Source organism: Roseicyclus amphidinii, assembly GCF_030163755.1.
Taxonomy (GTDB): domain Bacteria; phylum Pseudomonadota; class Alphaproteobacteria; order Rhodobacterales; family Rhodobacteraceae; genus Roseicyclus; species Roseicyclus amphidinii.
Genome location: NZ_JASJOE010000026.1, coordinates 14,939 through 31,159, shown reverse-complemented (window position 1 = coordinate 31,159; position 16,221 = coordinate 14,939). Strand labels below are relative to the sequence as shown.

General features: G+C 69.7%; 17 protein-coding genes. 10 read left to right on the top strand and 7 right to left on the bottom strand.

The genetic code is table 11. The features are described 5' to 3' along the window. Positions 1-149 precede the first annotated feature (149 nt). The 5 genes from QQK83_RS10435 (at position 150) to QQK83_RS10415 (ending at position 4,165) form a co-directional block, all read left to right on the top strand. Entirely contained in the window at positions 150-1,325 is a 1,176-nt protein-coding gene (locus QQK83_RS10435; RefSeq protein ID WP_417750345.1) for a peptidoglycan DD-metalloendopeptidase family protein, read from the top strand. Between the two features lie 43 nt (positions 1,326-1,368). Next, the gene (locus QQK83_RS10430) at positions 1,369-1,974 is read left to right on the top strand and encodes a LysE/ArgO family amino acid transporter (protein WP_284263987.1); all 606 of its coding nucleotides are present in this window, start codon (positions 1,369-1,371) and stop codon (positions 1,972-1,974) included. 71 nt (positions 1,975-2,045) lie between these two features. Further along, positions 2,046-2,966 (top strand): DMT family transporter, encoded by a 921-nt coding sequence (locus QQK83_RS10425; RefSeq protein ID WP_284263985.1) that lies wholly within the window; start codon positions 2,046-2,048, stop codon positions 2,964-2,966. Between the two features lie 152 nt (positions 2,967-3,118). After that, the gene (locus QQK83_RS10420) at positions 3,119-3,811 is read left to right on the top strand and encodes an HAD family hydrolase (protein WP_284263983.1); all 693 of its coding nucleotides are present in this window, start codon (positions 3,119-3,121) and stop codon (positions 3,809-3,811) included. Between the two features lie 114 nt (positions 3,812-3,925). After that, positions 3,926-4,165: a YdcH family protein gene (locus tag QQK83_RS10415; protein ID WP_284263981.1), complete on the top strand. Its 240-nt coding sequence runs from the start codon at positions 3,926-3,928 to the stop codon at positions 4,163-4,165. A 249-nt stretch (positions 4,166-4,414) separates the two neighbouring features. On the opposite strand, the gene QQK83_RS10410 is transcribed toward QQK83_RS10415, so the two are convergent. From QQK83_RS10410 to QQK83_RS10400, 3 genes are read right to left on the bottom strand one after another with little or no spacing between them, the layout of a single operon-like run. Next, positions 4,415-5,320, bottom strand: coding sequence for a DMT family transporter (locus QQK83_RS10410; protein ID WP_284263980.1), 906 nt, complete (start codon positions 5,318-5,320; stop codon positions 4,415-4,417). Beyond that, positions 5,310-6,134, bottom strand: a complete 825-nt coding sequence (locus QQK83_RS10405; RefSeq protein ID WP_284263977.1) for a TIGR00282 family metallophosphoesterase — start codon at positions 6,132-6,134, stop codon at positions 5,310-5,312. Before QQK83_RS10405 ends, QQK83_RS10410 begins: the two co-directional genes overlap by 11 nt. A gap of 47 nt (positions 6,135-6,181) precedes the next feature. Then, positions 6,182-6,748 (bottom strand): 5-formyltetrahydrofolate cyclo-ligase, encoded by a 567-nt coding sequence (locus QQK83_RS10400; protein WP_284263975.1) that lies wholly within the window; start codon positions 6,746-6,748, stop codon positions 6,182-6,184. Between the two features lie 73 nt (positions 6,749-6,821). Here QQK83_RS10400 and QQK83_RS10395 point away from each other — a divergent pair, with 73 nt between their 5' ends. The 5 genes from QQK83_RS10395 to QQK83_RS10375 are packed head-to-tail and all read left to right on the top strand — an operon-like array spanning position 6,822 to position 10,093. After that, complete coding sequence (locus QQK83_RS10395; protein WP_284263974.1) at positions 6,822-7,433, top strand: VOC family protein; 612 nt, start codon at positions 6,822-6,824, stop codon at positions 7,431-7,433. After that, on the top strand, positions 7,430-7,897 hold the full coding sequence (locus QQK83_RS10390) for a GNAT family N-acetyltransferase (RefSeq protein ID WP_284263972.1): 468 nt from the start codon (positions 7,430-7,432) through the stop codon (positions 7,895-7,897). The genes QQK83_RS10395 and QQK83_RS10390 overlap by 4 nt, the downstream gene beginning before the upstream one ends. A 54-nt stretch (positions 7,898-7,951) precedes the next feature. After that, positions 7,952-8,659, top strand: a complete 708-nt coding sequence (locus QQK83_RS10385) for a molecular chaperone DjiA (protein ID WP_284263970.1) — start codon at positions 7,952-7,954, stop codon at positions 8,657-8,659. Positions 8,660-8,663: 4 nt separating this feature from the next. After that, positions 8,664-9,689 (top strand): endonuclease/exonuclease/phosphatase family protein, encoded by a 1,026-nt coding sequence (locus tag QQK83_RS10380; RefSeq protein WP_284263968.1) that lies wholly within the window; start codon positions 8,664-8,666, stop codon positions 9,687-9,689. 53 nt (positions 9,690-9,742) lie between these two features. Further along, positions 9,743-10,093, top strand: coding sequence for a hypothetical protein (locus tag QQK83_RS10375; protein ID WP_284263966.1), 351 nt, complete (start codon positions 9,743-9,745; stop codon positions 10,091-10,093). Positions 10,094-10,227: 134 nt separating this feature from the next. On the opposite strand, the gene proS is transcribed toward QQK83_RS10375, so the two are convergent. From proS to QQK83_RS10355, 4 genes are all read right to left on the bottom strand, one after another. Continuing rightward, positions 10,228-11,571: a proline--tRNA ligase gene (proS, locus tag QQK83_RS10370; RefSeq protein ID WP_284263964.1), complete on the bottom strand. Its 1,344-nt coding sequence runs from the start codon at positions 11,569-11,571 to the stop codon at positions 10,228-10,230. A gap of 328 nt (positions 11,572-11,899) precedes the next feature. Next, positions 11,900-13,465, bottom strand: coding sequence for a Ppx/GppA family phosphatase (locus QQK83_RS10365; protein WP_284263962.1), 1,566 nt, complete (start codon positions 13,463-13,465; stop codon positions 11,900-11,902). A gap of 158 nt (positions 13,466-13,623) precedes the next feature. Further along, the gene (locus QQK83_RS10360; RefSeq protein WP_284263960.1) at positions 13,624-13,797 is read right to left on the bottom strand and encodes a DUF1328 domain-containing protein; all 174 of its coding nucleotides are present in this window, start codon (positions 13,795-13,797) and stop codon (positions 13,624-13,626) included. Between the two features lie 152 nt (positions 13,798-13,949). Beyond that, entirely contained in the window at positions 13,950-16,124 is a 2,175-nt protein-coding gene (locus QQK83_RS10355; protein WP_284263958.1) for an RNA degradosome polyphosphate kinase, read from the bottom strand. Positions 16,125-16,221: the final 97 nt, after the last annotated feature.

The window sequence follows — 16,221 nt, the reverse complement described above, 5'->3', positions numbered from 1 at the left end:
GTCCGGGGTGGCGAAACCCCGCCGCAGGGCTTTATCCGCTGGGCGGTTTCGATGTAGAACATCCCGGATCACCCGGAGCCCGGCACAAGGGGCGATGACAGATGCGGGACCGGCACCACCTGCCGGAGCAGTTGAGGAAGATACGAGCGATGATGCCTGCGCCCAAGCTCCTGGCCCTTGGCCTTTGCCTTTCGGCCCTTGCCGGCTGCGTGGCGTCGGACTTCGAGTTCGACATGCGCCCCGACCGCATCTCGACACGCGGCGCCGGTGAGGCCGCGCCCCGCCCCGAGCCCGACGCCAACGGGCTGATCACCTACGAGAGCTACCAGATGGCCGTCGCCCGCCGTGGCGACACCGTGGCCGATGTCGCCACCCGCGTGGGCGCGGAACCGGCCGAGCTGGCGCGGTTCAACGGCCGCGATCCGGCCGAACCCTTGCGCCCCGGCGAAATCCTCGCGCTGCCGCGGCGGGTGACGCCCGCGGGGGGCACGGCCCGCGGCGCGGGAACCGATATCGCCGCCATCGCCTCGGGGGCCATCGACGCGGCAGAGGCCCGGCAGACGCCCGCCAGCGGGACCGGCGCAGGCACAGGCACCACCGGCCCCGCCCTGCAACCGGGGCAGGAGCCCGTGCGCCACCGCGTCAGCCGCGGCGAGACCGCCTATTCCATCTCGCGGCTCTACGGCGTGTCGGTGCGGGCGCTGGCCGAGTGGAACGGGCTCGGCCCCGATCTTGCCGTGCGCGAGGGGCAATACCTGATCATCCCGATCATCATCGAAGAGGCCGAGGCGACGGGCGGCACCGCGCCGGGCACCAGCGTCGCGCCCCTGCCGCCCTCGGCGGCGGCGCCGCTGCCCGATCGCATCGAAACCGCGGCCCTGCCGCCGCAGGGCACGCAGGCCCCTGCTCCCGCCCCTGCCCCTTCCCCTGCTCCCGCGCCCGCGCCCGCAGCCGAGACCCCGGCCCCCGCCGCCAGCAGCGCGCGCTTCGCCTATCCGGTGCAGGGCAACATCATCCGCCCCTATGGCAGCGGCAACGAGGGCATCGACATCGCGGCCGCCACCGGCACGGCGGTGCGCGCCGCCGCCGATGGCGAGGTCGCGGCGATCACGCAGGACACCGACCAGATCCCGATCCTTGTCGTGCGCCACCCCGACGGCTTGCTGACGGTCTATGCCAATATCCGCAACATCGCCGTCTCGCGCGGGGACCGCGTGAGCCAGGGCCAGACCCTCGCCGAGGTGGGTCCGGGCGACCCGTCCTTCCTGCATTTCGAGGTCCGGCGCGGCTTCGAGGCGGTGAACCCCACGCGCTACCTGCCCTGATGCAGCCCGCCCCCCGGCGTGACGCCACCCGACCGGGCACCGCATGAGCGCCGCTTTCGCCGCGGGCTTCGCCCTGTCGTTCAGCCTGATCCTCGCCATCGGGGCGCAGAATGCCTTCGTCCTGCGGCAGGGGCTGCGGCGGGCGCATGTGGGCGCGGTGGTCGCGGTGTGCTGCCTCTCCGAGGGCCTGCTGATCTTCGCGGGCGTCGCCGGGTTCGGCGCGCTGGCCGAGGCCGCGCCCTGGGCGATCGGGGCGATGCGTTGGGCGGGGGTGGCGTTCCTTCTGGGCTATGGCGCGAAAAGCCTCTGGGCGGCATGGGCCGCGACCGAGGCGCTGGAGGCGGGCGGGCCCGCCGAGCAGGGCCTGCGCGCCGCCATCGCCACGACGCTCGCGCTGACCTGGGCCAATCCGCATGTCTACCTCGACACGGTCGGCCTGATCGGCGCGGTGGCGACGACCTACGGGCCGGGGCGCTGGCTGTTCGGGGCGGGGGCGCTGTCGGCCTCGGTCCTGTTCTTCGTGCTGCTGGGCTACGGCGCGCGGGCGCTGGCCCCGCTCTTCGCGCGGCCCGCGGCCTGGCGGGTGCTGGATGGTGTCGTCGGGCTGACGATGCTGGCGCTGGCCGGGAAGCTGGCACTCGGCGGCTGAGGCCGCTGGACAGTCCCGCCACGCTGCGCCATGCCTTGCGCATGGCCCCCGCCCCCGACACGAGCCCCGACATGAGACCCGCCGCAGCGCCGACCGCCGATCCAGCGGCGCGGCCCGTCGCGGGCGTTGTCTGGATGATCGTCACGGGCCTGTGCTTCGTCGCGGTCACCGCAAGCGTGAAGATGGTCGGCACCGGGGTGCCCGCCGCGCAATCGGCCTTCCTGCGCTATGCGCTGGGGCTGGTGTTCCTGATCCCGATGTGGCCCGCGGTGCGCGCCGCCGCGCTCGATGCGCGGACATGGGGCCTGTTCGGGTTGCGCGGGGTCTGTCACGCGGTCGCGGTGATCCTGTGGTTCTACGCGATGGCCCGCATCCCCATCGCGGATGTCACCGCGCTGAACTACCTCAACCCGATCTACGTCATGCTGCTGGCCGTCGTTCTTCTGAAGGAACGCCTCGGACCGTGGCGGATCGGGGCTGTGGGCGTGGCCTTCCTCGGCACGCTGGTGATCGTGCGGCCCGGCTTCCGCGAGGTCGACATCGGCCATCTTGCGATGCTCTTCACCGCGGTCTTCATGGCGGGCAGCTATTTCATGGCCAAGGTGCTCTCGGGCCGCGCAAGGCCGCAGGTCGTGGTCTTCATGCTGTCGGTCGTGGTGCCTGTGATCCTTGCGCCTGTCGCCTGGGCGGTCTGGGTGCCGATCGGCTGGTCCGAACTGGGCTGGCTGGCGCTGACCGCGGCCTTCGCCACCGCGGGGCACTACACGATGACACTCGCCTTCGCCGCGGCACCGCTGACGGTGACCCAGCCCGTCACCTTCCTGCAGCTCGTGTGGGCCACTCTGCTGGGCGTGGTGATCTTCGGCGAACCGGCCGACGGCTTCGTCATGGCCGGTGGCGCGATGATCATCGCCGCGATCACGCTGGTGACCTGGCGCGAGGCGCGGCGCAAGCGCGCCGTCACGCCACCGCCGGATGCGCCCGGCGCTTGAATTAACCCTTTTCGTTTCGCCTGAGAATTGTGCAGGGATGCACCGCGCCGCACAGGCCGGGGCCAAAGCGTTGCGCCGCATCGCAGCATCCGGCGTGGCGCGGTTGTTCGTTGCACTCCGGCCTGCTCCCATCGGGGGGCGGAGGGGTTGCGATGACACTGGAAGCTTTGATCTTTGGCGGGATCGGCACATTGGCCGAGGTGGCCGAGCTGGACCGCGCGGCGTGGAATGCGGCCTTTCGCGCCCATGGCATCGGCTGGGACTGGTCCTGGGACACCTATGCCGAGCTGATGCGCCCCGGCGGCGACAGACAGCTAGCGGCGCGCTATGCCGCGCATATGGACATGGTGGTGGATGCCGAAGCACTGGACCGCACCCACCAGAAGCAGTTCGCCACGATGCTGGCCGGAGGCGTTCCGCTGCGGCCGGGCGTGGCGCGGGTGATGAACTGGGCCGCCCGCGGCGGCGTGAAACTGGCGATGGTCAGCCGATCCGAACCCGAACCCGTGCGGGCGCTGCTTAAGGCGACGGCGCGCGAACGCGGCGGCACCTCCTTCGACGTGGCGATCCTGCGCGACGACGTCGAGCGCCTCGCCCCGCATCCCGAGGCGATGGTGGCCGCGGTGACCGAGCTCGGCATCGGGCCGGGGCGCGCGGTCGCGGTGGTCGACACGGTCGCCGCCCTCGAGGCGGCCCGGCGCGCGGGGCTTCCGGTGCTGGCCTTCCCCGGCCGCCTCGGCGAGGTCGAGCCCGAGGATTTCGACACCGCCCCGCTGGCCCATGTGCTCAGCCCCGAGGCCCTCACCGCCGCGTGGCGCGGGGCACGGCGGCAGGCGGCGGAATGATCCGCTGACCGATCCCTGCGCAAAGCGCGCCGCGATTGATCTGGCTCAAGGCCCGCGGGGGGCGCGGCATCCTAGTCTCGATCTCGACCGACAGGAGCGAGGAAGGAGACACCCATGTCACATACACCGCATGAGCTGGCCGCGGAATTTCCGCAGGAGGTGGACAAGATCCACGCATTGAAGGTGTCGAACCCGCATTTCGCCAAGTTGATGGACGCCTATCACGAGGTGAACCGCGCGGTGCATCGCGCCGAGACCGGGGTGGAACCGGTCGATGACTTCACCGAGACGAAGATGCGCAAGGAGCGCATGGCGCTGAAGGACGAGATCGCGGGGATGCTGGCCGAGGCCTGAGGCCCGCGGCGGGTCCGGGCGTCGCCCGGGCCCGCGCTGCCTGGCGGGACCGCGTCGGGCGTGAATTTTCGTACGAAAATTCGCATTACGCTTATGAATTTTCATACGAAAATTCTGGTTCCAAGCGTGAATTTTCGTACGAAAATTCTAGGCCACCGGCCCCAGCGCAGCAAGGAGCGGCCCCAACGGGGCCCGACGCGCTGCGCCGCCGGGTCGGAGCCGAAGGCTTCGACACCACCGGTCCGACGGTCACGCCACCGGTTGCGGCTCGGCCGGTTTGCGCGGCTGCACCAGCGCAAGGCCCGCCAGCATCAGCATCAGCGCGCCCCAGACCCAGGGGGAATAGCTTTCGCCGAGGATCAGCTTGGCCCAGAGAATGCCGAAGCCCGTCACGAGATACGAGACCTGCGCCGCAAAGACCGAGCCCGCCCGCGTCACCAGCCAGACATAGAGCGTGTAGGCCATCACATGCGCCAGCGACGAGCCGAGAATGGCGAGATCGGGTGCCCCCCAGGGCGGCAGCGGCGAGATGAACTGCCCCGTCATCACCGCCAGCGGCGCGGCAAGGATCGCGCCGACGACCGAGGCCCCCAGCAGCACCTGCACCGCGTCCAGCCCCTCGGTTCCGTAGCGGGCGACGAAATTGCCCTCCACCGCGTAGAAGGTCGGCGCGATCAGCGCCATGGGGATCCACCAGACCATCGCGCGGTCGGGCAGGCTGGCCTCGGGCAGCACGATCATCAGGATCGCGCAAAGCCCCAGCAGCAGCCCCACCAGCCGCAGGATCGAGAAGCGGTCCATCCCCAGAGCCAGCGCGATGGGAAAGGCGATCATCGGGATCAGCGACAGCACGATCGACAGGATGCCCGAAGGCAGGTGGATCGCGGCGGTGTAGCTGGCCGAATTGGGCAGGAGCGTGCCGATCAGCGCGATGATCGTGTAAAACGCGACATGGCGCGGTTCTCGGGGCAAGGGGCGGCCGCGGGCCGCGTTCAGCGCGGCGAGCACGGCTCCGCCGATGGCGAATTGCCAGAAGATGATGCCGAAATGGCGGTAGCCCTCGGAGACGGCGATCTTGGCGAAGGGCTGGGTGATGCCCCAGGCCGCGCCGCAGAAGATCAGGATGGCGACATAGGTCGCCCAGTCACGCCGCATCCACGGGCCCTTCGGGCAGGAGCGCGCCGCCGGTGCGGACGGGGCGCACAAGCGTCGCGGCCCCGGTGCGGTCGTCGGTTTCCACGTAGAGGCCCGAGAGGGTGGCCGGGCCGTTCGCGGGCGTGAACCGCTCTTTCGGCATGCCGGTGATGAAGCGGCGCATCGGCTCGGATTTTTCCATGCCGATGACGGAATGGTAATCGCCGCACATGCCCGCATCGGTCATGTAGGCGGCGCCGCCCGGCAGGATCATCGCATCCGCCGTCGGCACATGGGTGTGGGTGCCCACGACGATCGAGGCGCGGCCGTCGCAGAAATGGCCGGTGGCCATCTTTTCCGAGGTCGCCTCGGCATGGATATCCACGAGTGCCGCCTGCACCGTGCCGCCGCGGGGGTATTTCCTGAGCGTCGCGTCCAGCGCCGAGAACGGGTCGTCGAAGGGCCGCTTCATGAAGACCTGCCCCAGCGCCTGCGTCACCAGCACCTGCCGACCCTGCGTCGCCTTGAAGACCCGCGCGCCCGCGCCCGGCGCGTCCTTGGCGAAGTTCAGCGGCCGCAGGATGCGCGGCTCCTGCCCGATGAATTGCAGCATCTCGCGCTGGTCGAAGGCGTGATCGCCGAGCGTGATGCAATCGGCCCCCGCCTCGAGGATCGCTTGCGCATGGGCCGCCGAAAGCCCCGCGCCCGCGGTCGCGTTCTCGCCGTTCACCACGACGAAATCGAGGCGCCAGTCGGAGCGGAGTTTCGGCAGGCGGTCGGTGATCGCGGCGCGGCCCGCGCGGCCCATCACATCGCCGAGGAAAAGGATACGCATGGGTCCGGATTAGGTCGCGGCGCGCCGCGGGGCAAGGTGGAAATCTGTCAGGGGCGGATAACGCCCGCCTCGGTCACGATGGCGTCGAGGGCGATGTCGGTCGGCTCCACCGGCAGGGGCGGCAGTTCCTGCGCTGCAAAGGCGAAGCCTATGGCCCGCGTCGGGCCAAGCGCCGAAAGCCGCGCAAGCGTGCGGTCGTAGAAGCCGCCGCCGTAGCCCAGCCGGTTGCAGGCGGCGTCGAACCCCACCAGCGGCACGATCAGCGTGTCGGGCGTCAGCCAGTCGCCGCGCTCGGGGATCATCGCACCGAAGGGGCCTTCGGTCAGCGCGCAGCCGGGCACCCATTCGCGGAAGTCGAGGGGCTGGCCCTTGCCCGCGATGACCGGCACGGCGAGGCGCGCGCCTTGTCCGTGCAGCGCCGTCATGGCCGGCAGCGGGTCGAGCTCGGTCCGGATCGGCATGTAGCCCGTGATGATGCGGCCCGCGGGGGGGCCGATCTCGGCCAGGAGATGCGCGGTGGCGGCGGCGACCGCTCCGGTGTCGACCCGCGCGGCGAAGGCCGCCTTTCGGGCGGCATAGGCGGTCTGGCGGAGGGCGCTCTTGACGTCGGACATGGGGCGGACTGAATAGGGCCTGTGCCCGCGGCGCAAGGCCGGGCGCGACGGGACAGGGGCAAGGGGCGACAGGATGCTGACACTCGATCATATCGCGGTTTGCGCGGAACGGCTGGCCGAGGGGGCCGAGACGGTGGAGCGCGCGCTCGGTCTGCCCTTGCAGCCGGGCGGGCAACATGCGGCGATGGGCACGCATAACCGGCTGATGGGGCTGGGGGCCGAGTATCTCGAGGTGATCGCGGTGGACCCCGAGGGCACCGCGCCCGCGCAGCCGCGGTGGTTCGACCTGGACAGTTTCAGCGGTGCGACGCGGGCGACCACATGGATCTGCCGCTGCGACGACCTGGAGGCGGCGCTGGCCGCCTCGCCCGAGGGCACCGGCGTGCCCTGGTCGCTGGCGCGGGGCGATCTGCGCTGGCGGATGGCGGTGCCGCGCGACGGCAAACTGCCCTTCGGCGGGCTTTTCCCGGCGCTGATCGAATGGGAGGGCGCGGCCCACCCTGCCCCGCGGCTGACGGATGTGGGCGCACGGTTGGCGGGCTTGCGGCTGGTCTCGCCCGAGGCCCCTGCCCTGCGCGCCGCCCTGTCGGCGCTGATCGACGATCCGCGGGTGGAGGTGGTGGACGGCCCGTCGCCCCGGATGGAGGCGCGCATCGCCACGCCGGGGGGCGAGGTGCTGCTGTGATCCGCCCCGCCCGGCCCGAGGATGCGGGCGCGATCTGCACGATCTGGAACCGGGTGATCCGCGAGACGACGCAGACCTTCACCACCGCCGAGAAGATGCCCGAGGTGTTGGCCACGCAGATGGAGGGGCAGCCCTTTCTCGTGGCCGAGGACGGCGGGGTGCAGGGCTTCATCACCTATGTCCAGTTCCGCGGCGGGCCGGGTTACGCCTTCACGGTCGAGCATTCGGTGCATGTGGCGGAAGCTGCGCGGGGCCGCGGGATCGGGCGGGCGCTGATGGCGGCGGCCGAGGATCACGCAAGGGCCGCGGGGATGCATTCGATGATCGCGGGCGTGGCGGGCGAGAACGCGGGCGGGGCCGCCTTTCATGCCGCCTTGGGCTACCGGCAGATCGCGCGCCTGCCGGAGGTGGGCTGGAAGTTCGGGCGCTGGCACGACCTTGTGCTGATGCAGAAAATGCTGTGAGCGGGGCCGGTTTCCCCTGACATTCCCGGGGCGTTTCCGATAGGCTTTCGCCCCATGTCGCTCTGGACCCGCATCACCGAGGCCCTCGCTGCACTCGCCAAGGGCGAGGGGCTGTCGGCGGTGTTCGACCGCCTGCGCGCGCCGCCCGAACGCTCGGTCGCCTTCACCATCGCGGTGATCGCGCTGTCGGCCAAGATGGCCAAGGCCGACGGCCTTGTCACCCGTGACGAGGTGACCGCCTTCCGGCAGGTGTTCCACATCCCCCCCGAAGAGGAGCGCGCGGCGGCGCGGGTCTTCAACCTCGCGCGCGAGGACGTGGCGGGGTTCGAGGATTACGCCGCGCGCATCGCGCGGATGTTCCGGGCCGAGGGTACGCCCTGCGGCGCGGACAGCGTGCTGTGCGACCTGATGGAGGGGCTCTTTCACATCGCCACGGCCGATGGCGAATACCACCCTGCCGAGGATGCCTTCCTTGCCCGCGTGGCCGAGATCTTCGGCATGGGCGAGGTGGGCTTTCGCCGCATCCGCGCGCGCTGGGTCGAGGGGACAGCACCCGACCCCTGGACCGTGCTGGGCGTGGCGCCGGACGCGCCGATGTCCGAGATCCGCGCCGCCTGGAAGGCCGAGGTGCGCGCGACGCACCCCGACCGGATGCTGGCGCGCGGCGTGCCGGAAGAGGCGGTGAAGCTGGCCGAGCACCGGCTGGTCGCCGTGAACCGGGCGTGGGAAGAGATCTCGGCCCGCGCGGCCGAACGGGCCTGAGCGGGTGGCCGCGCGGACGCTCAGGATCGCGGCCTATAACGTGGAATGGTTCCACGCGCTCTTCGATGACGACGGGCGGCTTCTGTCGGACAACCAGTGGTCGGCGCGGCAGGGCATCACGCGGCGCGAACAGCTCGAGGCGCTGACCACCGTCTTCCGCACGATGGATGCCGATGCGGTCATGGTGGTGGAGGCACCCGACATCTCGCGGCACCGCAACGGGGCCGTGGCGCTGGCGAATTTCGCGCGTGCCGCGGGCATCCGGGCGCGCGAGGTCTGTTTCGGCTTCGCCAACGACACCCAGCAGGAGCTGATGCTGCTCCACGATCCCGACGTGATCACGGCGCGGCATGACCCGGTCGAGCTGGGTGCGCCGCGCTTCGACGGGCAATTGCGGATCGACCTCGATGTCGACGCGACAGAAGATGTCGTGGTCTTCTCGAAACCGCCGCTCGAGATGCGGCTGGAGACGCCGCTGGGGCCGATGCGGATGATCGGGGTGCATGTGAAATCAAAGGCACCGCACGGGGCGCGCGACGCCGATCACGCGATGAAGATCGCCATCGCCAACCGGCGCAAGCAGTTGGCGCAATGCATCTGGCTGCGCCGCCGGATCGAGGCGCACCTTGCCGAGGGCACGCCGCTGATCGTGCTGGGCGACCTCAACGACGGCCCCGGCCTCGACGTCTACGAGGAACTGTTCGGCCGCTCGGGGGTCGAGATCGTGATGGGCTGGGGGGATGGCGACGGCGGGCTGATGTTCGACCCCCATGCCGCCAAGGCGCTGGAGCGGCGGATCGTGGCCGCCCCCACCACGGCGCGCTTCTACATCGCGTCTGAGGGGCGGTATCTCTCGGCGCTGCTCGATTACATCTTCGTCTCGCCCGACCTGCGCGGCGCGGCGCGGCGCTGGCGGGTCTGGCACCCGTTCGAGGACCCCGGATGCTGGGAGGACGAGGGGCTGCGCGACGCGTTGCTGGCCGCCTCGGACCATTTCCCGGTGACGCTGGACCTGCAGGCAAGGGGGTGAAACGGGGGGCGCGCGTGCCTATGTCCGCCCCGGGACCATGGAGGAGGACAGCCATGAGACAGGTGATGCTGACGGTGCTGATGCTGGGCCTTGCCACGCCTGGGGTGGCGCAGGAGGAGGGCGAGGACCTGCGCGACGGGTTCGACCTTCTGGGTGAAGGGACGCGGATGATCCTCGAGGGGCTGATGGACGAGATGCGCCCGCTGCTCGACGAGGCGCGGCCGTTCTTCGAAGACGAAGTCCTGCCGATGCTGGAGCGGATGGGCGAGCTGGTCGATGACCTGGGCCATTACGAGCTGCCCGAACGGCTGCCGAACGGTGATATCCTGATCCGGCGCAGCGAGGATGCGCCACCCATCGAGCCCCTGCCGGAGATCGGCGAAGGCGGCGAGGTGGAGCTGTAGCGCGCGGCGGATTTCGAACCGAAATCCCTTGGGCCGGGGGCGCGCCGCCTGCGCGGCACCGGTGCGAATTTTCGTACGAAAATTCGCATCCCGCAGGCCGGGCTGCGCCCGGCCGCCCGTTCACGCGATGCGCGTCACGCCATGTGGGGGGCGTAGATCTCGGCCACGCGCGCCAGCGCCGCCTCCGGCGACATTTCCTCGCTTTCGCCGGTGCGGCGGCTCGTCAGCTCGACCTTGCCCGCGGCAAGGCCGCGCGGGCCGACCGTGATCCGCCACGGCAGGCCGACCAGGTCCATGGTGGCGAATTTCGCCCCCGCGCGTTCGCTGCGGTCGTCGTAGAGCGGCTCCAACCCCTTGGACATGAACGCCTTGTAAAGATCCTCGCAGGCCGCATCACAGGCGGCGTCGCCCTGTTTCAGGTTCACGATGCCCACGTGGAAGGGCGTCACCCCCTCGGGCCAGATGATGCCGTTGTCATCATGCGACGCCTCGATGATCGCGCCCACGAGGCGGCTTACCCCGATCCCGTGCGAGCCCATGTGAACCGGCACCCGGCCGCCCTTGCCGTCGTCGACAAGCGCCCCCATCGCCTCGGAATACTTGGTGCCGAAGTAGAAGATCTGCCCCACCTCGATGCCGCGGGCGACGCGCTGGCGCTCCTGCGGGATGCGGGCGAAGAGCTCCGCGTCGTGGGTCTCGTCGGTGCGGGCGTAGCGGGACGTGAACTCCTCCAGCACGGACTGGCACTGCTCACGGGAATCATAGTCGATCTCCCGATCCCCGAACTTCAGGTCCGTGATCTCGCTGTCGTAGAACACCTCGCTCTCGCCGGTCTCGGCCAGCACGAGGAATTCATGGGTGTCGTCGCCCCCGATCGGCCCCGAATCCGCGCGCATCGGGATGGCCTGCAGGCCCATCCGCTCGTAGGTGCGCAGGTAGCTCACGAGGTGCCGGTTGTAGGCGTGAAGCGCGTCTTCCTTGGTCAGGTCGAAGTTGTAGCCGTCCTTCATGTAGAACTCGCGCCCCCGCATCACGCCGAAGCGCGGGCGGATCTCGTCGCGGAACTTCCACTGGATCTGGTACATCGTCAGCGGCAGATCCTTGTAGCTGGTCACATGCGCGCGGAAGATGTCGGTGATCAGCTCTTCCGCCGTCGGCGTGAACAGCATGTCGCGCTCGTGCCGGTCCTTGATGCGCAGCATCTCGGCGCCGTAGGCGTCATACCGCCCGCTCTCGCGCCACAGGTCCGCGGACTGGATCACCGGCATCAGCATGGGCAGGTGACCGGCGCGGATCTGTTCCTCGTGGACGATCTGCTCGATGCGCTTGAGCACCTTGTAGCCCAGCGGCAGCCAGGAATAGATCCCGGCCGAAGCCTGCTTGATCATCCCCGCGCGCAGCATCAGCCGGTGGCTGACGATCTGCGCCTCGGAGGGCGTTTCCTTCAGGACGGGCAGGAAATAGCGGCTGAGGCGCATGGGGCGCGTTCCCTCTGGCAAGTGTGGCGTCGCAGGACGCATACGCCAAAGGAAAACGCCTCACAAGCCGCGCCTGAGCGGACCGGGGCCACCCGTCGCCCTGGCGGGAGCCCGCGGCACCACCCGTGGCCGAGCAAGGCGGATCACGCCGCCCCGCGCGGCCCGGAGGGGGACGGGCGCACCATGACCCACGCGGCCGCACGCGCCACGAGGGAGAGAGCGAGCGCATCGCGGCAGGGCATGGCCGCGCCCCTCGGGACAGGGCCAGACGGGGCGGCGATGCGGAAAGACTGGACCGATGCACCGGCCTGCGCCATGGCGGGAAACTCTACCGCCGGGCGGTGCCGGCCTCGGTTGCGCCCTCGACCAGCGGCTCGACCCCCATCGCCGCGGCCAACGCCTTGAAGCGCGCCTGCGCGACCTCGCCGAACAGGTCGCGCCCGGCATCGGTGTGCAGCGTCAGGATCAACTCGCGCCGCTTCGGACGGAAGGTCAGCGTGCCATGCTCGGAGGGGTTGGCGACGGCGAACATCGCGCCGAAGCGCATCGCGCGGCCCAGCGTCTCGGCCTCGATCACCTGCGCCTCGGGCAGGAGCTTCAGCAGCGAGGTGTCGAACCCCGTGCCGTCGCGGTTGCCCTTGTAGCGATGCAGCAGCGCAAGGCCAAGGAACACGCGCTCGGCATGGGTCATGCCGCCAAGATTGGCGCGGGTGGCGTTGTCGAAACAGACCTCGGCGCGGTAATCGGGATGCGCGCGCCAACTGACGTCATGCAGCAGGCAGGCCGCGCGGATCAGGCGCTTCCTGTCCTCCCGCGCGCGGGGGAACAGCGGCTCGACGAAGCGGTAGAGCTGCCGGCCGAAGCCGGGCATCCTTGCATATTGCGCCTCGGAATGGCGGGCGGCCTCGATCAACGGGTCGCGCGCCTTGAGCGTCTCGGACATCTGCTCGTAGAGCAGCCCCTCGCGGATCCCGTAGGAGGAGACGGCGATTTCCTTCGGCTTCAGCTGCCGCACCAGAACCTTCAGCACCTCGGCGGCATGCGGCACGAGCCGCATCCGTTCGGCGCTGGTGCCGGTCTGCGCGCGCAGCGCCTCGATGTCGGATTTGCCGATATACTTGATCGTGTCGAGGATGCCCTTGGGCGTCATGCGGTATTCGTGCAGCACCTTGAGCGGGTAACCGCGCCGCTCCATGTCGATGCGCGCGATGGCCCGCCACGAGCCCCCGACAAGGAACAGCCCTTCGGGGATATCCGCGCCGAAACCGTCGGCCAGCTTCGCCACCTCGGCCTTGATATGGGCGCGCAGCGCCTTCTTGCCGCCGGGCATGCCCATCAGCTTGAGCGGCCCCAGCCCCGAGGTCGCGCGCCGTCCGACCGCGCCGCCGCCCATCAGTTCGGCCAATTCCATCGACGAGCCGCCGATGTCGCAGATCAGCCCCTCGGCCCCCGGCCAGCCCAGCAACACGCCCTGCGCCGACAGCCGCGCCTCCTCGGCGCCGTCGATCACCCGGATCTCCAGCCCCGTCTCGGCGCGCACCTGGTCGCGGAACGCGGGCCCGTCCTCGGCATCGCGCACCGCCGCCGTGGCCACCGCCAGCAGGGGCGATACCTCGGCCGCTTCGGCCAGCCGGGCGAAACGGCGCAGCGCGGCCAGCGCGCGCGCCTTGCCCTCGGGGTTCAGGCAGCCGGTTTCGGCAAAGCCGATGCCGAGACCGCACAGGATCTTCTCGTTGAAGAAATAGGCCGGGCTGCGCGCCGCGCCGTCGAAGATCACCATCCGGACCGAGTTCGATCCGATGTCGATCACGCCCACGCGCGCCAGCGCCTGCGCCTCGGGGCCGTCGAACAGCGGCACGCCGAACGGACCCCATTCGGGGTGAGCGTCGTCCATGATCAGGATCCCCCTCAGACCGCGGTGCACATGAGGTGTCGCATGAACCCTTTGTCAGGGTCAATCGGGGCCGTCACGGACACCGCCCCCCCGCACGCGACGTCATGCGTGCGCAACGCCGGCGGCGCAACCGCGTGAGCGGTGTCACTTGAGCGGCGTCACAGCGGCGGCCGCCCGCGGACCGCGCGCGCGATCAGCGACACAATGAACAGCGCGAGAAAGATGAAGAACAGGATCTGCGCGATGCCGGCAGAGGCCGCGGCGATGCCGCCGAAGCCAAGCACGCCCGCGATGATCGCAAGGATGAAAAAGGTGATGGCCAGTCCCAGCATGGAATGTCTCCTTCGTGGTTCGTGACCTGTCTCACGTAACCACGACCGCGCCCGGTTCAGCCCTTGAACCGCGCAAATCCATGCCGACGCGCGCGCGTGATGCGCCCCGTTTTTTTTCAGGCAGCCGCCCCGGTCAGCCCGCCACCACGCGCTCAATCATGCCCGTGGGTCAGCTCCGGCACGTCCTTGGCCCCCGCCGAACCACGGCCCGAGAGCGAGGGGTTTTCCATGAAGAACCGGTGGCAGGAGAACGGGTTTTCCACCTGTGACAGGTCCGGGCGCAGGAAGCTGCCGTCGGGTTGCAGCACCCAGCTTTGCGCCACGTCGGCCATGTTCGCCGCCATGATCTGCCCGACGATCTGCGCCTTGACCGTCGGGTTGGTGCATTCCACCAGCGTCTCGACCCGGCGGTTGAGGTTGCGGCCCATCCAGTCGGCCGAGCTGATGTAGACCCGCGCCTTCTTCGAGGGCAGCCCCTGACCGTTGCCGAAACAGACGATGCGCGAATGCTCGAGGAACCGTCCCACGATGGATTTCACCCGGATGTTCTCCGACAGCCCCTTCACGCCGGGGCGCAAGCCGCAGATGCCGCGGATGACAAGGTCGATCTTCACACCTGCGCGGCTGGCCTCGTAAAGCGCGTCGATGACGTCGGGCTCGATCAGCGAGTTCATCTTGCCCCAGACCATCGCGGGCTTGCCGGCGCGTGCATGGTCGGCCTCGGCCTGAAGCCGCTCGATGATGGTGGATTTCAGGTTCATGGGCGAGATCGCAAGGTTCTCCAGCCGCTCCGGCTCGGCATAGCCGCCGACGTAGTTGAAGACCTTGGTCGCATCGCGCCCCAGCGCGTCATCGCAGGTGAAGAGGCTGAGGTCGGTGTAGATGCGCGCCGTGATCGGGTGGTAATTGCCGGTGCCGTAGTGGGTGTAGGTGACCAGCCGGTCGCCCTCGCGCCGGACGACCGTGCTGATTTTGGCATGCGTCTTGTAGTTGATGAAGCCGTAGATCACATGCGCGCCGGATCGTTCCAGCTTGCGCGACTGGCGGATGTTGGCGGCCTCGTCGAAGCGGGCCTTCAACTCGACCAGCGCTGTGACGGACTTGCCGTTCTCGGCCGCCTCGCAAAGCGCCTCGACGATTGGGGATTCATTGGACGTGCGGTAGAGCGTCTGCTTGATCGCCACGACATTGGGATCGCGCGCGGCCTGCGCGAGAAAGCGGATCACCATGTCGAAGGTCTCGTAGGGATGGTGCAGCAGCATGTCCTTCTGCCGGATCGCGGCGAACATGTCGCCGTCATGGTCCTGCACCCGTTCCGGCACCCGCGGGGTAAAGGACCGCCACAGCAGGTCTGGCCGCGAGTCCGTCACCAGCTCCTTGAGGCTGACGAGGCCGATCATCCCCTTCACCTCGACCACCTCGTCACCGGTCACGTGCAACTGGTCGATGATCTCGTCCTTCAGGTCGGCAGGCGCGCCCGCGCTGATCTGCAGGCGCACCACCTCGCCCCGGCGGCGGCGCTTGAGCGCGGTCTCGAACTCGCGCACGAGGTCTTCGGCCTCTTCCTCGACCTCGAGGTCACTGTCGCGCAGCACCCGGAACATGCACGACCCGGTCAGCTTGTAGCCCGGAAACAGCGCGCCGATGTGCAGGCGCAACAGCTCTTCGAGCGGCAGGAAGCGGATCACGCCATCGCGCGCGGGCAGCTGGATGAAACGGTCGATCTGGCCGGGAATCGGCAGCAGCGCCTGCAGCACGCGCCCGTCGCGGTCACGCGTCATCTGCAGCGCCAGCGCGATGCCTTCGTTCGGGATGAAGGGGAACGGATGCGCGGGGTCGATCGCCAGCGGCGACAGCACCGGAAAGACGCGGGCCATGAAGACCTCTGCCAAGGCCGTGCGGTCGGCGGCGGTCAGCTTGGACGCGGTGACGACGGCCAGCCCCTCGGCCTCCATCTCGGATTTCAGCGCAACCCACGCGGCCTGCTGGTGCTGCATAAGGCGGCGCGCATCGGCGTTGATCAGCGTCAGCTGCTCGGCAGGCGTGCGCCCGTCGGCGGCCGGCGTCAGGTTCCCCTCCTGCGCCAGCTCGCGCAGCCCCGCGACGCGGACGGTGTAGAACTCGTCGAGATTGCCCGCCGAGATCGACACGAAACGCACCCGTTCCAGCAGCGGCACGCGGGGGTTCGCAGCCTCTTCCAGCACGCGCCAGTTGAAGGCCAGCCACGACAGCTCGCGGTTGAAGAAACGCTGCGGGCCGGTGATCTGCGCCTCGGGCAGGCTCACGGGCTCGGGCAAGGGGGCGGTGAGGAAATCGGCGAAGCTCATGGGCTGGGGCCTAGTGCGGAATGGTGACGGTTGCGTGACGGTGCGTGACCGTCGCGCGCGGCTGGCGGTCATTCTGCGCCCGTGCCGCGGCGGCGTC

Coding starts and splice junctions, on each gene's coding strand:
- QQK83_RS10430 (WP_284263987.1), top strand. CDS start 1,369: ATGAGCGCCGCTTTCGCCGCGGGCTTCGCCCTGTCGTTCAGCCTGATC.
- QQK83_RS10415 (WP_284263981.1), top strand. CDS start 3,926: ATGTCACATACACCGCATGAGCTGGCCGCGGAATTTCCGCAGGAGGTG.
- QQK83_RS10420 (WP_284263983.1), top strand. CDS start 3,119: ATGACACTGGAAGCTTTGATCTTTGGCGGGATCGGCACATTGGCCGAG.
- QQK83_RS10410 (WP_284263980.1), bottom strand. CDS start 5,320: ATGCGGCGTGACTGGGCGACCTATGTCGCCATCCTGATCTTCTGCGGC.
- QQK83_RS10425 (WP_284263985.1), top strand. CDS start 2,046: ATGAGACCCGCCGCAGCGCCGACCGCCGATCCAGCGGCGCGGCCCGTC.
- QQK83_RS10375 (WP_284263966.1), top strand. CDS start 9,743: ATGAGACAGGTGATGCTGACGGTGCTGATGCTGGGCCTTGCCACGCCT.
- QQK83_RS10365 (WP_284263962.1), bottom strand. CDS start 13,465: ATGGACGACGCTCACCCCGAATGGGGTCCGTTCGGCGTGCCGCTGTTC.
- QQK83_RS10355 (WP_284263958.1), bottom strand. CDS start 16,124: ATGAGCTTCGCCGATTTCCTCACCGCCCCCTTGCCCGAGCCCGTGAGC.
- proS (WP_284263964.1), bottom strand. CDS start 11,571: ATGCGCCTCAGCCGCTATTTCCTGCCCGTCCTGAAGGAAACGCCCTCC.
- QQK83_RS10395 (WP_284263974.1), top strand. CDS start 6,822: ATGCTGACACTCGATCATATCGCGGTTTGCGCGGAACGGCTGGCCGAG.
- QQK83_RS10360 (WP_284263960.1), bottom strand. CDS start 13,797: ATGCTGGGACTGGCCATCACCTTTTTCATCCTTGCGATCATCGCGGGC.
- QQK83_RS10400 (WP_284263975.1), bottom strand. CDS start 6,748: ATGTCCGACGTCAAGAGCGCCCTCCGCCAGACCGCCTATGCCGCCCGA.
- QQK83_RS10385 (WP_284263970.1), top strand. CDS start 7,952: ATGTCGCTCTGGACCCGCATCACCGAGGCCCTCGCTGCACTCGCCAAG.
- QQK83_RS10435 (WP_417750345.1), top strand. CDS start 150: ATGATGCCTGCGCCCAAGCTCCTGGCCCTTGGCCTTTGCCTTTCGGCC.
- QQK83_RS10405 (WP_284263977.1), bottom strand. CDS start 6,134: ATGCGTATCCTTTTCCTCGGCGATGTGATGGGCCGCGCGGGCCGCGCC.